At 42.6% G+C, this 14708-nt stretch carries 13 protein-coding genes; 9 read left to right on the plus strand and 4 right to left on the minus strand.

Annotated features, from left to right (window positions below):
- The first annotated feature begins 41 nt into the window (after positions 1-41).
- The 3 genes from AC0L46_RS07595 to ahpF all read left to right on the plus strand — a co-directional run bounded on the left by AC0L46_RS07595 (position 42) and on the right by ahpF (position 3787).
- Positions 42-1280 carry a cystathionine gamma-synthase family protein gene (locus AC0L46_RS07595; protein WP_473506995.1) on the plus strand — a complete coding sequence of 413 codons (1239 nt, stop codon included), beginning with the start codon at positions 42-44 and terminating at the stop codon, positions 1278-1280.
- A 224-nt stretch (positions 1281-1504) separates the two neighbouring features.
- On the plus strand, positions 1505-2062 hold the full coding sequence (gene ahpC, locus AC0L46_RS07600) for an alkyl hydroperoxide reductase subunit C (RefSeq protein WP_414682314.1): 558 nt from the start codon (positions 1505-1507) through the stop codon (positions 2060-2062).
- A 177-nt stretch (positions 2063-2239) separates the two neighbouring features.
- Entirely contained in the window at positions 2240-3787 is a 1548-nt protein-coding gene (gene ahpF, locus AC0L46_RS07605; RefSeq protein ID WP_473506998.1) for an alkyl hydroperoxide reductase subunit F, read from the plus strand.
- Between the two features lie 156 nt (positions 3788-3943).
- On the opposite strand, the gene AC0L46_RS07610 is transcribed toward ahpF, so the two are convergent.
- On the minus strand, positions 3944-4762 hold the full coding sequence (locus AC0L46_RS07610) for a helix-turn-helix domain-containing protein (protein WP_473507000.1): 819 nt from the start codon (positions 4760-4762) through the stop codon (positions 3944-3946).
- Positions 4763-4982: 220 nt separating this feature from the next.
- Between AC0L46_RS07610 and AC0L46_RS07615 the strand changes: the two genes are divergently transcribed.
- Positions 4983-5612 (plus strand): LysE family translocator, encoded by a 630-nt coding sequence (locus AC0L46_RS07615; protein WP_473507002.1) that lies wholly within the window; start codon positions 4983-4985, stop codon positions 5610-5612.
- A 17-nt stretch (positions 5613-5629) separates the two neighbouring features.
- Here AC0L46_RS07615 and AC0L46_RS07620 read toward each other — a convergent pair whose 3' ends face one another.
- Together AC0L46_RS07620 and AC0L46_RS07625 are read right to left on the minus strand one after the other, a co-directional pair.
- Positions 5630-5938: a helix-turn-helix domain-containing protein gene (locus tag AC0L46_RS07620; protein WP_473507004.1), complete on the minus strand. Its 309-nt coding sequence runs from the start codon at positions 5936-5938 to the stop codon at positions 5630-5632.
- Positions 5939-6181: 243 nt separating this feature from the next.
- Positions 6182-6523, minus strand: a complete 342-nt coding sequence (locus AC0L46_RS07625) for a zinc ribbon domain-containing protein YjdM (RefSeq protein ID WP_414682319.1) — start codon at positions 6521-6523, stop codon at positions 6182-6184.
- Between the two features lie 186 nt (positions 6524-6709).
- Here AC0L46_RS07625 and AC0L46_RS07630 point away from each other — a divergent pair, with 186 nt between their 5' ends.
- Genes AC0L46_RS07630 through AC0L46_RS07640 form a run of 3 tightly spaced genes read left to right on the plus strand, consistent with a single transcriptional unit; the run spans position 6710 to position 11126 of the window.
- Positions 6710-8068 (plus strand): DASH family cryptochrome, encoded by a 1359-nt coding sequence (locus AC0L46_RS07630; RefSeq protein WP_473507006.1) that lies wholly within the window; start codon positions 6710-6712, stop codon positions 8066-8068.
- A 2-nt stretch (positions 8069-8070) separates the two neighbouring features.
- Positions 8071-9579, plus strand: coding sequence for an FAD-binding domain-containing protein (locus AC0L46_RS07635; RefSeq protein ID WP_473507008.1), 1509 nt, complete (start codon positions 8071-8073; stop codon positions 9577-9579).
- Positions 9576-11126, plus strand: a complete 1551-nt coding sequence (locus tag AC0L46_RS07640) for a cryptochrome/photolyase family protein (RefSeq protein WP_473507010.1) — start codon at positions 9576-9578, stop codon at positions 11124-11126. Before AC0L46_RS07635 ends, AC0L46_RS07640 begins: the two co-directional genes overlap by 4 nt.
- 34 nt (positions 11127-11160) lie before the next feature.
- Here the strand turns inward: AC0L46_RS07640 and AC0L46_RS07645 are convergent, their stop codons facing one another.
- Positions 11161-11679 (minus strand): glycine cleavage system transcriptional repressor, encoded by a 519-nt coding sequence (locus AC0L46_RS07645; protein ID WP_414682323.1) that lies wholly within the window; start codon positions 11677-11679, stop codon positions 11161-11163.
- 222 nt (positions 11680-11901) lie between these two features.
- On the opposite strand from AC0L46_RS07645, the gene AC0L46_RS07650 reads away from it, so the two are divergent.
- Both AC0L46_RS07650 and AC0L46_RS07655 read left to right on the plus strand, forming a co-directional pair.
- Positions 11902-13824: a putative bifunctional diguanylate cyclase/phosphodiesterase gene (locus tag AC0L46_RS07650; protein ID WP_473507013.1), complete on the plus strand. Its 1923-nt coding sequence runs from the start codon at positions 11902-11904 to the stop codon at positions 13822-13824.
- A 123-nt stretch (positions 13825-13947) separates the two neighbouring features.
- Positions 13948-14586, plus strand: a complete 639-nt coding sequence (locus tag AC0L46_RS07655; RefSeq protein WP_473507015.1) for an NAD(P)H-dependent oxidoreductase — start codon at positions 13948-13950, stop codon at positions 14584-14586.
- Positions 14587-14708 lie beyond the last annotated feature (122 nt).

The following is a 14708-nucleotide window of genomic DNA, read 5'->3' on the forward strand; positions in this document are numbered from 1 at the left end:
AGTCTTAGTATCTTTCAAAGATTAAATGCGATGATTCTCACATGATAAAGTTAAAAGGCTTCACCAGTAACATAGTCCACCATGACCGTCAGTTAGATCATAATGACAACCCCATTCATACGCCGATTTATAACTCTGTTCCTTATGGTTATAAAAGCACAAAAGACCTAGAAAATGTGTTCCAAGGCAAAACGTCTGGTCACAGTTATGCGCGCCAAGCGACGCCAACAACAGACAGTTTGCAGTCGATGATCAGCCAGACTGAATTAGGTATCGGCAGTTTAGTGTTCGCAACAGGAATGAGTGCTTTAAGCGCTATTTTCTTAACCTTGCTAAAAAGTGGCGATCACCTGATTGCCAGCCGATACTTATTCGGTAACTCTTACAGCTTAATCACGACCTTGGAAAACTTTGGTATTGAAGTAACCTTGGTAGACGCGACAGATGCAGACAATGTGATTGCTGCGAAGCAAGACAACACGCTCATGGTCTTTGTTGAAACCATCGCCAACCCTGGGACTCAAATTTCAGATTTGGTCGCCATAGGCAACTGGTGTGAGCAGGAAGGTTTGGTCTATTTAGTGGACAACACTATGACTTCGCCTTATTTGTTCCAGCCGATTAGAGCCAAAGCTAGCTTGGTGATGAACAGCTTATCTAAGTATTTTTGTGGTCACGGCACGGTTCTGGGTGGCGCAGTAACAGACACAGGTTTATTCGATTGGTCTAATTACCCAAATATTTTCGATGCTTATCGAAAAGGCGATGAAAACAAATGGGGATTGACTCAAATTAAGAAGAAAGCCTTGCGAGACATGGGCGGCACCTTGAGCTCTGATGGTGCTTACCAAATCGCTGTTGGCTCAGAAACCATGGCGCTGCGTATGGACAGATCTTGTGCGAACGCACTGGCTCTCGCGCAATTTTTAGAATCTCACGACAAGATCGAAGCCGTTTACTATCCTGGGCTGAAGTCACATCCTCAGCACCAAAAAGCCAGCGATTGGTTCAGACATTACGGCAGCATTCTTAGCTTTGACCTAAAAGAGGGTTATGACTGCGCACAGCTGTTAGATGCAATCGACATTACAATCAATGCCACTCATTTAGGTGATAACCGAACACTTGCTTTGCCAATGGCAAGCACCATTTTTTATGAAATGGGTCCGGAAAACCGAGCCAAATCTGGCATCAGTGAACAGATGATTCGCTGCTCTATCGGCATTGAAGATACAGACGACCTATTAGAAAGCTTTAAATTTGGTTTAGATCAAGTTTAATCTCGCTCGCCCCTCAATAAGGATCGTTCAATTCTAAAAAGCCCCAAGCCTTTATTTATAAGGGTTTGGGGATTTTTTATTGTATTTTCAATCTGCAAAAGCAAGATGATAGTTTTTAACAATCAAAAGTAATAAAAATAACAATTTCATCAAATCGAAACTTTCCCCTAATATAACTCTCGTTGGTAACGCACTTACATAAATTCTTATTTAGGAGATACACAATGATCAACACTCAACTTAAGCCATTCAACGCAACTGCATACAAAAATGGTGAGTTCGTAGAAATTTCTGAAAAAGACGTTCTAGGCAAATGGTCTGTGTTCTTTTTCTACCCAGCTGACTTCACATTTGTTTGCCCAACTGAACTTGGCGACGTTGCAGACAAATACGAAGAACTTCAAGCACGTGGCGTAGAAGTATTCTCTGTATCTACAGACACTCACTTCACTCACAAAGCTTGGCACGACAGCTCTGACACTATCGGTAAAATCAAATACTTCATGGTAGGCGACCAAACTGGCAACATCACAAACAACTTCAACGTGATGCGTGAAGGTCAAGGCCTTGCTGACCGTGCTACTTTCTTGATCGATCCAGAAGGTACTATCCAAGCAATGGAAATCACTGCTGAAGGTATCGGCCGTGACGCTGAAGACCTACTTCGCAAAGTGAAAGCAGCTCAATACGTAGCGGCTCACCCAGGTGAAGTTTGCCCAGCGAAATGGAAAGAAGGTGAAGCGACTCTTGCTCCTTCTCTAGATCTTGTTGGCAAAATCTAAGACAACACCTCCTGTTGTTGGGTGCATTTCGCACCCAACATCGGGCTTTGCCTAGGTCTTGGATAAAGCCCTTATTTATTATTTTCGGAATGCGGATTTCAAGCCCTTTATTGGCTTGGTATGGATTCTTGCACCCGAAATTTACAGTAATCCCTCAGTCTTAACGGGTTAAACATTATGTTAGAAGCAAATTTAAAACAGCAACTGGGCGCATACCTAAAGAATATCGTTAATCCGATTGAAATTACTGTGTCCACAAATGGTTCAGAAAAATCAACAGAATTACTTAGCTTGGCTCGTGAAATCACAGAGCTTGAAAGCGGCAAAATTACATTGACTGTAGACGAAAACCCAGCGGGTCGTGCGCCACAAATGGCAATCGCTCCTAAAGGTGAAGCACCTCGCGTGCGTTTTGCAGGCATCCCAATGGGCCACGAATTTACTTCTTTGGTATTGGCCTTGTTGCAAGCTGGTGGTCACCCTTCGAAAGCGGCACCAGAATTACTAGAGCAAATTAAGTCTCTAGACACAGAATTAAACTTTGAGGTGTACATTTCCCTCTCTTGCCACAACTGCCCAGACATTGTGCAAGCAACAAACTTGATGGCGGTATTGAACCCGAAAGTTACCGCAACCATGATTGATGGCGCGTTATTCCAAGATGAAGTAAACGACTTGAATATCATGGCGGTTCCGTCTGTTTATCTAAACGGCGAACACTTTGGCCAAGGTCGTATGACATTAGAAGAGATTCTAAACAAAGTAGACACAGGCGCTGCTGACAAACAAGCCGCTGCGTTAGCGGAAAAAGACCCATACGATGTATTGGTTGTGGGTGGTGGCCCAGCGGGTTCTGCAGCAGCAATCTACTCAGCGCGTAAAGGTATCCGTACTGGTATCGTGGCAGAGCGTTTTGGTGGCCAAGTTGCAGACACTATGGCGATCGAAAACTTCATCTCTGTGAAAGCAACAGACGGCCCGAAATTGGTCGCTGGTCTTGAGCAACACGTATTGGATTACGATGTTGATCTAATGAAAACGCAAAAAGCGGTTCGTTTAGAGAAGAAAGAGTTCGTTGAAGTCGAGCTAGAAAACGGCGCAATCTTGAAGAGTAAATCAGTTATCTTGGCGACCGGTGCTCGTTGGAGAGAAATGAATGTTCCTGGTGAGCAAGAATACCGTGGTAAAGGTGTTGCTTACTGCCCACACTGTGACGGCCCATTGTTCAAAGGCAAGAAAACAGCGGTAATTGGTGGTGGTAACTCAGGTATTGAAGCGGCTATCGACCTTGCTGGTATCGTTGAGCACGTAACTGTACTTGAATTTGGCGACACTCTACGCGCTGACGATGTATTGGTTAAAAAAGCAGAATCTCTGCCTAACGTAACCATCATCAAAGAAGCGATGACAACAGAAGTAATCGGCGATGGCGAACGTGTGATTGGTTTGAAATACACAGACCGTCGTACAGACGAATCTCACCTTGTTGATGTAGCCGGTATCTTCGTTCAAATCGGTTTGGTACCAAACAGTGAGTTCTTGAAAGATACACTACAATTGAGCAACCGTGGTGAAATCGTTATCAACGCACACGGCGAAACCTCCATTCCGGGTGTCTTTGCAGCGGGTGACGTGACAACAACACCATACAAGCAAATCATCATTTCCATGGGTGGCGGCGCAACCGCAGCACTTGGCGCATTTGATTATTTGATTCGTAACTAACTTTTTGTTGAGTGGTGAATCATCACTCAACAGCGCGTTCTACCAACAAGAAAGCCGTCTTCTGGACTATCTAGAAGGCGGTTTTTTTGTTGTGTAGAAATTGTCAGCGAGACGTTAGCAGTTGGCTTGGCGTTACCGAATAAGGCATAAGTATCATTAACGGTTAAGTTGTTTTTGATACCGTGCAGGCGTTACACCAAGTGCTCTCTTGAAGTGAGTATTCATATGGCTTTGATCACAAAAACCACATGCTAAAGCCACTTGAGCGGGTATTTGGCCTTGGAACAGTAGATGGCGTGCTCGTTGGATTCTGCATTGAATTAAATATTGAAAAGGCGTAATACCAAAGGCTGAAGCAAATTGTCGAATAAGGTGGTATTTACTTAAGCCTGTGATCTTGGCGAGCTTTTCCAAACTGATGTCTTGCTCAGCATAAGCATGAATGTATTCCTTGGCTATGTGTACTTTGCTGGTGTCTTTTTTGAGTAAATCTTTTATTTGGGGCGCTCTCTGGTTGAGTGTCAGTCGCATGAAGAAGGCATAGACTAATGTTTCTACTTTCAGTTTAGAGGGGTCACTCTTTAGCTCCGAAAAAATTAAGCGAAACTGATTTACAAGACGAGAGTCATGAATAATGGGCTGGTGAAAGAATGGAGCATTGCTACTTTTTAATGTGAGGTCGGCTAGGACATCATCAAACAGTTCAGGGGTAGGATACATGGCCATATATCCCCAACCATTTTCAGATGCTGATTCTCCTGTGTGTACAGAATCGGCGTTTACGATAACCAAACTGTCTGCACCAGAAGTATGATGCTCACCTTCACTGTAAAAGCGTTGAGCACCATATTCTATAACGCCAATCGCATAACCTTCATGAACGTGTTTAGAGAAATGCTGATCCTTAAAATGTGCGTCCACACATTCTATTCCATCATAACAATCCAAGTTGAAGAAAGTAGAACCTAATTCCATAGCCGAGTCTTATTCCATAATAAAAAATAAAAAGTGCATGATGAGAATGCGCAATTTTCTTATAGACATCACACCATAAAAAATTGCTTTTGTAAGGTAAAAATTAAACAAATAAGCTTGGTATCTGTTTAAACGATCTCGGAAACACCGCAATATTCTTCTATCTGACATTGTCTTTTTGATCACAATAGAGTCAATTGGATTATGTAAGAGAATTTTTATGTCGGTAATGGAATTTTTAGCGAACGAGCGTTTTATTTATTATGTCATCACTTGCCTTATTGCCGCCGCAACGCCTGGGCCAGGAACTTTAGCTGTGCTGAACTCCGCCCTGACGCAGGGACTAAGAAAAACCTTACCTCTTATGTGTGGCATTATCTTTGGGATGGGGACGGTTTCTATCGTAACGCTTTGTGGATTAAGTGCTCTAATCCTTCATTCTCAGTTGGCTTTTTCTACCATCAAATATCTAGGTGGATTTTATATCGGGTATTTAGGAGTGATCAGTCTGCTCCCTTTATTCAGATCGGCGCGACATGCACTTCCTAATGAACAACCAAAGAAAAAAATGACTTTTTATACGGGGGTTATTCTCTCCATTTTTAATCCAAAGACCTTGGTGTTTTTCACGGCATTGCTTCCTACCTTTATCATGCAAACAAATGGTTTGGTTCAACAGACTATCTTGCTCACTTTGGTGCTTTTAATCTGTACATTTAGCGTTCACCTAGTTTATTCAAAACTCTGTGGGTTCGTTGCTCACTTCTTTGAGCAACGTATGAAATGGGTCGACGGTATAACAGGGATCACTTTTATGGTGTTTGCTGTCATCATGCTTTTTAAGTTATGAGGCAAACAAAGCCTTATTCACGCTTTTCCCACCAGTAAATAACAAGCCATGTGGGGTTGAATCGGCGCTAAGCTGGATTTCACTCCTAACGGTTTGAAGACTTTATCAATGATGCCTTGGGCTTGGCTGCCTTTGTTTTGCTCTATGTCAGTCAAAGTCCGTCGGCTGATTCCAACCAATTCTGCATAGTGAGTTTGTGACATGCCTAAGATGTTTTTCCGAAGATATTGCAGCAATTCGCCTTGGCTGATTTCACCTAATATATGCTGCCTTAGTAAATCTAATAATAGGCTTTGTTTCTCTTCTTCCGTCATTTCCACTTTCATATTGAATCACCTAAATGAGCAAAATATTACTCAAATATAGTGAGAGATTTAGAAGATGGGAAATATATTGCTCAAAATAGCAGCAGAAAGAGAAAAAATGTGCATTATTTTGCTCACCTTTAAACTAGGAGATTATTAGTGAACATTTGAATTTGGGAAGTAAGAAAGGAAAAGGTGTTAGAAGTCAGGTGAAAACACGGCCGCATTTTCACCTGATATCACTTTTTGATAACAAGAGATGATTTAAGCTGAGGCTTTTTTGACGAATTGAGATTTCAGCATCATGTCACCAGCGCCATCTACTTTACAATCGATGTCGTGGTCGCCATCAACTAAGCGTTTAATCGTCGCTTTGGTACCGATTTTCAAGACTTGCGAAGAGCCTTTTACTTTAAGGTCTTTCGCCAAAGTCACTTTATCACCTTCTTGTAGCAACTTGCCGCTCATGTCTTTAATGATAAGTGCGTCTTCATCTTCGATGACTTCATTTGGATTCCATTCGTATGCGCACTCAGGGCAAACCAACATAATTTGGTCTTCGTAAACGTATTCTGAGTTGCATTTTGGGCAGTTAGGAAGGCTCATAGTTTATCAATACCTTTGATACAGATTGAGAGAATGTGCGCGCATTATAACCCTATTTTTGCTGTGGTTTTTCATCCAGTATAAAATTTATTTCCTTAGCCTCAACACTTCTTGAATGCATCACAAAACCAATTCATCACTCTTTGCGTAATAAATTTAACAAGCTCAAGGTGCAGAGGTATCAATATGAAATTGGGGTTAGTTTGGTTCGGCAATGATCTACGTTGTGCCGATCAAAATATACTGTCGTTGGCAGCAAGTGAAGTTGATCAATTAATCTGTTTGTATTGTGATGACCCCAAGTACAAACAGCCAAGTCGTTATGCTACACAAGGTATGTCCGTACTACGTCGCCGTTTTTTAAACGAAGGCCTGAATAGTCTCGCCACCGGGCTAGAAGCACTTGGCCAGACCTTGTTCGTTAGCCAACAAAACGCCGCCTCCAGCATAGCGCTATTGCTCAATGAGCTGCCTATTTCTCACATTTACTCTAATCATCACTGCGGCTGGAACGAGCAACAAAACCTTCGACAAATCGCAAATGAATTTCCAGATGTGCATTTTCATATTGAGCATGGCTTAACCTTGTTTGAACCTGAGCAACTGCCTTTTACCTTGGTGTCTTTAGAAACATCAGCGAGAGAACAAAGTTTTCCCAGTTCTTTTTCTAAATTCCGAAAGTTGGTTGAAAGATTAGAAGTGCCGCAACCAACACCTAAAGTAACCAAATTGCCCGCTGTTTCAGCATTACTAGACAAGCTCGTTTTGCCTTCTATTCGACCGTGGAAAGCCGAGCCAATCACAGCTATTCCCACCTTTGCCGGGGGAGAAGAAGCGGCTCAAAGGCAACTGAATCATTACTTTTCGACCAATTTACCCAGCCATTACAAGGAAGTTAGAAACGCCTTAGACGGTTGGGGAAATTCAACTAAGTTTTCACCATGGCTTGCTCAAGGAAGTATTTCGCCAAGACAAATTTTAGCCTCGCTCACACAATACGAGGAGGAACATGGAGAGAACGAGTCAACCTATTGGATTTATTTTGAATTGCTGTGGCGTGAATACTTCCACTGGTACGCCACTTATTACGGAAAACAGCTTTTCTTAGTCGGCGGTTTATCCAACACAAAAACCTACGGCAGTTTTTATGCTGAGCGCTTCCGTAAGTGGTGCCAAGGAAACACACCTTATCCGATCGTAAATGCGTGTATGAAACAACTCAACCAAACTGGCTTCATGAGCAATCGTGGTCGTCAAATTGTGGCCAGTTGTTTGATCCATGAACTCGGTATTGATTGGCGTTATGGCGCTGCATATTTTGAAGAAAAACTCATTGATTATGATGTGGCATCAAACTGGGGAAATTGGCAATACATCGCGGGGGTTGGTGCTGACCCAAGAGGTGGGAGACGCTTCAATCTAGAGAAGCAGACTGAGCAGTACGACCCGAATCACAGTTTCATCCATAAATGGCAAGGACATAACTATGACCACCAGTTGGATTCCGTCGATGCCTCAGATTGGCCGATTATACCTGAGTCATGACAGTGTCGATTGATTCCTTATCTCCAGTTGTTGTTTGGTTTAAGCGTGATTTACGCCTGACTGATCACTTGCCCTTGAATCAAGCAATAGAGCAAAATCGCCCCATTATTTTGCTCTATATTTTTGAGCCTGAACTCTTAGCTGACCCACATTACGATGAACGCCATTGGCGATTTGTTTGGCAATCACTTGAAGATATAAATCGACAGTTGTCGGAGTATGGCGGACGCGTTCAAATCTATTCAGATGAGCCACAAAAAGTTCTCCAGCAGCTTCATAAAAGTACCCAATTCGACACACTTTACAGCAGCGAAGAGATAGGTTTGGGAGTCACTTTTGTGCGTGATATCCGTATCAAAAACTGGTGCAAAGAAAACAATATTATATGGAATGAAGCACCAACTGGCGCGGTCATTCGGCCACTGAATCACAGAAAAGACTGGGACAGTGCTTGGCAAAAGTTAATGCGTGCTCCGCTAGCACAAGTCGAACTCGAACGCATTGTCTGGCACGCCATAGAGCAGCCAGAACCAGAAGTTCCAGATACATGGAAGACCTATCAGAAAGGTATGCAAACAGGCGGACCCAGCTTGGCTTGGCAAACATTGCACAGCTTTTATGAAGGTCGTGGCAAAGACTATTACCGCTCAATTTCCAGTCCTTTGACAAGCCGGTCAGCTTGCACGCGGTTGTCACCTTATTTAGCTTGGGGAAACATCAGCTTAAGAGAGGTTTATCAAGACCTTTTATCTCGCTGGAATACAGTTGGCTGGCGGCGCAGTTTGATCGCGCTTAGCTCACGTCTACATTGGCATTGTCACTTCATGCAAAAGTTTGAGAGCGAATGCCGCATGGAATTTCATCCAGTAAATCGTGCTTATGAGCAATTCCCCTATCGCCAAGACGAGCACGTTATGACCGACTTGCAAGCTTGGCAACAAGGCATGACAGGCTATCCAATGGTCGATGCTTGCATGCGCGCGTTGCAAGCAACGGGTTACATTAACTTTCGTATGCGAGCTATGTTAGTCAGCTTTCTATGTCACCATTTAAACATTGACTGGCGTTTAGGTGTTCATCATTTAGCTCGGTTATTTCTCGATTTTGAGCCCGGTATTCATTACCCACAATTCCAGATGCAAGCAGGCATGACAGGCACGAATACGATTCGTATTTATAATCCGGTAAAACAATCCCAAGACCAAGATCCAGAGGGCGAATTCATTCACCGCTGGGTGCCAGAGTTACATCAAGTGCCTGCGCCATTAGTTCATTCTCCTTGGGACATGTCACCAATGGAGGAAGCTCTCTACGAATGTCAGATTGGGAGCGATTATCCCTCACCCATTGTTCACCTTGCTGATGCTGCAAAAGCAGCTCGTGACCGTTTATGGGGCTATCGTAAGAATCCCGACGTAAGTGCAGAAAAGCAGCGTATTTTAGCCACACACGTTAGACCTTCTAAGCGTCAAAAAAACACCAAAACAAAAGCCACTAGGAAATCCTCATGAGCCAATACCACACCTTGCGGGTCATTTTAGGCGATCAATTAAACGCCGCGCATTCTTGGTTTAAAGAGCAGGATGATGGCGTACTCTATTTGATTGCCGAGCTTCATCCAGAGGCCACTTACGTTAAACACCACATTCAAAAATTGTGTGCGTTTTTCTTAGCGATGGAGCAATTTTCTAACTTATTAAAAAGCGCACAACATGCGGTTCGTTATCTCACTTTGGACGATACGGTAGGGCAAACATTGGAGTCCTTGATTCTTGAGGTGGCAAAAGCAGAAGGCGTTTCTCGTATTCAACTCCAGCGACCAGACGAATATCGCGTTTTAATGCAATACAAGGCTTTAACAGAACAAGCTGAACAAGAAGTAGAAATAACCGATACTGAGCACTTTTTACTGCCGTTTGACGATATTCCAACCTTTTTCAAAGCCAATCACAGCGTGCGTATGGAAAACTTCTACCGAAAAATGCGGCAACGCTTTGCTGTTTTAATGGATGAAACAGGGCAACCAGAAGGTGGAAAATGGAATTATGACAGCGCGAATAGAAACAAACTCAAAGCACAAGATCTTCAAGACATCCCTCAGCCTTTGTGTTTTCAATACGATGTACGCCATTTACTCGCACGCATAGAACGCCATCAGATCATCTCCATCGGTCATGCAGAAGACAAACTGATTTGGCCAGTAAATCGCCAAGATGCACTGCAATTACTCGACTATTTTTGTACACATCTTTTGCCTAACTTTGGTCGCTTTCAAGATGCCATGACAAGCAAAACACCTCACAGCTGGAGTTTGTATCACTGCCGATTATCTTTTGCCTTGAACAGCAAATTAATCAGCCCTAAGCAGGTCATTAAAGCGGCGATCCAATGCTACAAAAACAATGATGAGATCGACATCGCGCAGATTGAAGGCTTTGTTCGACAAATACTCGGTTGGCGTGAATACGTGCGCGGTATGTATTGGATTAACATGCCAAACTACCGAGAGCAAAATGCTCTCAACGCACAGCGCGACTTACCCAGTTACTTTTGGACAGGTGATACAAAAATGCACTGCCTTGCCAGCGCCATTGGGCAATCGCTGGATTATGCCTACGCGCATCACATTCAACGTTTAATGGTAACAGGCAACTTTTGTCTATTAACTGAGATTGAGCCAAATCAGGTAGATGAGTGGTATTTAGGGATTTATATCGACGCATTGGAATGGGTAGAATTGCCGAACACTCGTGGCATGAGCCAATTTGCCGATGGCGGTTGGGTCGCTTCCAAACCATACACAGCCAGCGGCAGCTACATTAATAAAATGAGCGACTACTGCACTTCCTGTCACTACAAAGTAAAAGACAAAACGGGCGAGTTATCTTGCCCGCTAAATAGTTTGTATTGGCGCTTCATGGTCAAACATCGTGAACAACTTGCCAAGAATCCACGCATTGGCATGATTTACGGAAACTGGGACAAACAAAACGACGCGCAAAAGCACGCCGTTTTAGAAAGGGCTGAATGGTGCTTGGACAATATTGAAACGCTTTAATTAAAGAGCCTCGTTATGAACTGAGGCAGTTTAATTAGGCAAACTGGCTCACCGACAACTCAACCATAAGATCACTGCTGATATTTTCTAATGCGACTTCCAACTCAGACAAAGGCAGTTTCTCTGGCACCACAAGAATCATCTCTGTTTTAAACAACATCTCAGAACTCATCGGCGCAGGTTCACAAGATGTTTTCAGTTCCTTCACGTTTACCATGAGTGAGTGCAACACTTGAGAGACTTCTTTCACAATGCCTGCTCTGTCATTACCCACAACAGATAGCGACAGAGTTGACCCTTGAGCCGGGCTTTGAGTTGCATTTTCTACCGTGACAGTTAAGCCAAGCTTTTCGAAGTCACGCAGCTCGTTAATCAGCGCTGTTTGATAATCCAAAGGCACTGATAAGGTAAGAATGCCTGCGAATTTATCGGCTAAATGCGCCATACGACTTTCTAACCAATTACCGTGATGACGGGAAATCGTATCGGATAAACGCTCGACAATACCGGGACGATCTTCGCCTATAAAACTTAGTACTAGATGTTGCGACATAATATTCTCCATCCATTATTCTTAGCATTTTTCAAAAGAGAGTAAGAAAAAGTGTTCCATTTAATCAGTCTAGACTACGACAATCATATTAAGCAGCTAAACTTAGTAAGAGTAAAAGTTTTATTTCAAATAAGCAGAGTTAATTACGTCCCAGTTCAAAAGACTGTGATAAATTAAGTAGACTAAATGGATAACATAAAATCGGTTATCAAAGGGGAGAAGATGCTGCAAAATCAGGAAGTAAAGCAGGACGAGCGACAAGAGGCTTTACGTCTTTTATATACGAATGTCCTAACAAGCACTATCGTTTCCGCCTTGATCAGTACTGTGTTTGTATTTTCACTTACCAGTGAGGAAAATCATTACGACAAGCTCATTTGGTGGGTTGTCATGATCTTCGTACTTTCCTTGCGTCTTTTCGACCTAGCTCTATATCGCAAAAAATTGTCTCTAAACCATGCTCCATCACAAAAAGACTTGTGGCAATTTTCTATTTTAGGCTTTTTAGTGTCCTCTACTTGGGGGGCATACCCTTTATTTTTTCATCCGTTCTCAGATTCTTTTGAGCTTGTTACTACCATTACTATTTTATGTGGTATTGGCTCCGGCGTTGTCATTATGTGGTCTGCTAGTAAGCTCACTTCCATTATATGTATTTTGGCAATGTCAGTGCCTTATTCAACCCTGCTACTCATTTCAGGCGACCAATATGAGCGCTTGATCGGTGTTATGGGCATGACTTACGCAATCGCCATGTCGTTGACAGCATCAAAGCTTTCTAGCTTCACTTATAAAGCGATCCGTTTGAAAAACCAGAATTCACAACTGTTACTCACCATGGAAAAGAAAGTAGATCTCCGCACACAAGAGATTTACCGACTGTCTAATATAGATCGTCTAACAGGCTTTTTAAATCGCACTGCTTTTTTAAAAGAGCTCAACAAAATCATCCACTCTCGCACATCGACACCCTTTGCTTTGCTGTTTATTGATCTTGATGGCTTTAAACAGGTAAACGATAGTCTGGGGCATGAAGTCGGCGACAAAGTCATCAAGGAAGCCGCCGCTCGGATTGCTTCATTATCTCACGGAGACTTTCCTGTTTGCCGCTGGGGAGGAGACGAGTTTTTATTAGCTTATACATTCTCAACACCTGAGGATATTGAACCTTTTACTCAACAACTAATTGATATTATTAATCTTCCTTACGAAGTTTCCCAGTCAAAGACTTGGGTTGGAGCCAGTATTGGTATCTCGCTTTACCCTCAACATGGCACTCATTATGACACCTTGATTCAAAATGCAGACATGGCGATGTATCAACAAAAGCGTTTAGAAAAAGGCAAAGTTGGTTATTTTAATGAGTCGTTACGCTTAAAAATCATTCGGGAGCGTTTTCTTAGCGATCGACTCGTTACCGCGATTGAAGACAATGAATTACGATTAGTGTTTCAACCTATTGTAAGGAACACAACGGGAGAAATTGTTGGAGTAGAAGCATTATTAAGGTGGAACTTAGATGGTGAAGAAGTTTCACCAGTCGAATTTATTCCCATTGCTGAACAATACGGCATGATAAAAAGCATAGGTTTATGGGTCGTTGAAAAGGCTTGCCAACAAATAATAGATTTGTCCGGCAAAGGAGAAGAGCTAACCGTAAGCATCAATGTTTCCATCATTCAGTTTCAAGACAAAGACTTTGTGGATCACGTCAAAGAGCTGATGAGCAGATTATCATTTGAGCCAAGCAGACTGCATATTGAAATCACAGAGTCTGTCTTTGCGGCGGACAAAGCCGCTCTAATTACTCAAATAAAAGCGCTACAAGAAATCAATATCAAGATATCGATTGATGACTTTGGAACAGGCTACTCATCTCTTGCCAGCATGCAAAGCCTCGGTGTGGATATCGTTAAAATTGATAAAAGTTTTATCGATGAAATCCACGGCAGTGGCTCAAATATTATTCATGCTGTTCTGCAAATTTCACAGCCTATGGGTTACCAAGTGGTTGCTGAAGGTGTTGAAACGCTTGATCAAGTCGAAGTGCTCAACAAAATCGGAGTACATTATTTACAAGGATATTATTTTTCAAAGCCCTTGGAAATTGAGCAACTCAAAAACTATTTAGACGACCGCCTTTAAACCATACAACGGAACAGGGCTTTAATATAAACAAAGCCCTGATTCTTCCTTATTCTGCCCCTTTAATTATTGGTTAAATAACTCATATAGAGAACATATAAATCTTTTTAAGGAATTAGAGAAATGTCGAATTTGATAGACAAATTAAACTGGCGCTATGCAACGAAAAAAATGGACGCGTCAAAAGCAGTTGAACAAGAAAAAGTAGACCGTATTTTAGAAGCAGTTCGTCTCACGGCAACATCAAGCGGCTTGCAACCATACGAAGTGATTGTGGTAACAAATGAAGAATTGCGTGAAGCCATTGTTCCGCACGCTTGGAATCAAGCTCAAATCACAGACGGCTCACACCTTTTGGTTTTCGCTGCATGGGATAACTACACAGAAGATCGCATCAATGAAATGTTTGACCTTGTGAATGACGAACGTGGTTTTAAAAATGAAGGTTGGGAAAACTATCGTCAAATGATCTTGGGCGCCTACCCTCCACGTGATGCAGAAGTGAATTTCCAACATGCGGCACGTCAGGCTTACATTGGCCTTGGCACAGCATTGATTGCTGCTGCAGAAGAAGGCGTAGACAGCACGCCAATGGAAGGTTTTGATCCTGCGAAAGTGGACGAAATTCTTGGTCTGACAGAACGCGGTTTACGCTCTGTTATCTTGTTACCTTTAGGCTACCGCGCCGAAGAAGGTGATTGGCTAAAAGACCTTAAGAAAGTGCGTCGTTCCAGTGACAAGTTCATCACTGAAATGAAGTAAACCGCTCTTTGAGCGAAAACTGCTCAAAAGAACATTCTTAAAATAAAAAGCGCCACAGCACCCGTTAAGTGATGTGGCGCTTTTTTATAGGCAGAAAAGGTGCGAATGAGAAAATCCTAATT

Source organism: Marinomonas sp. 15G6-16, from assembly GCF_055809555.1.

What these genes read in the sequence shown, in the direction of transcription:
- AC0L46_RS07595 (WP_473506995.1), top strand. Translation starts at nt 42, where the DNA reads ATGATAAAGTTAAAAGGCTTCACCAGTAACATAGTCCACCATGACCGT.
- ahpC (WP_414682314.1), top strand. Translation starts at nt 1,505, where the DNA reads ATGATCAACACTCAACTTAAGCCATTCAACGCAACTGCATACAAAAAT.
- ahpF (WP_473506998.1), top strand. Translation starts at nt 2,240, where the DNA reads ATGTTAGAAGCAAATTTAAAACAGCAACTGGGCGCATACCTAAAGAAT.
- AC0L46_RS07610 (WP_473507000.1), bottom strand. Translation starts at nt 4,762, where the DNA reads ATGGAATTAGGTTCTACTTTCTTCAACTTGGATTGTTATGATGGAATA.
- AC0L46_RS07615 (WP_473507002.1), top strand. Translation starts at nt 4,983, where the DNA reads ATGTCGGTAATGGAATTTTTAGCGAACGAGCGTTTTATTTATTATGTC.
- AC0L46_RS07620 (WP_473507004.1), bottom strand. Translation starts at nt 5,938, where the DNA reads ATGAAAGTGGAAATGACGGAAGAAGAGAAACAAAGCCTATTATTAGAT.
- AC0L46_RS07625 (WP_414682319.1), bottom strand. Translation starts at nt 6,523, where the DNA reads ATGAGCCTTCCTAACTGCCCAAAATGCAACTCAGAATACGTTTACGAA.
- AC0L46_RS07630 (WP_473507006.1), top strand. Translation starts at nt 6,710, where the DNA reads ATGAAATTGGGGTTAGTTTGGTTCGGCAATGATCTACGTTGTGCCGAT.
- AC0L46_RS07640 (WP_473507010.1), top strand. Translation starts at nt 9,576, where the DNA reads ATGAGCCAATACCACACCTTGCGGGTCATTTTAGGCGATCAATTAAAC.
- AC0L46_RS07645 (WP_414682323.1), bottom strand. Translation starts at nt 11,679, where the DNA reads ATGTCGCAACATCTAGTACTAAGTTTTATAGGCGAAGATCGTCCCGGT.
- AC0L46_RS07650 (WP_473507013.1), top strand. Translation starts at nt 11,902, where the DNA reads ATGCTGCAAAATCAGGAAGTAAAGCAGGACGAGCGACAAGAGGCTTTA.
- AC0L46_RS07655 (WP_473507015.1), top strand. Translation starts at nt 13,948, where the DNA reads ATGTCGAATTTGATAGACAAATTAAACTGGCGCTATGCAACGAAAAAA.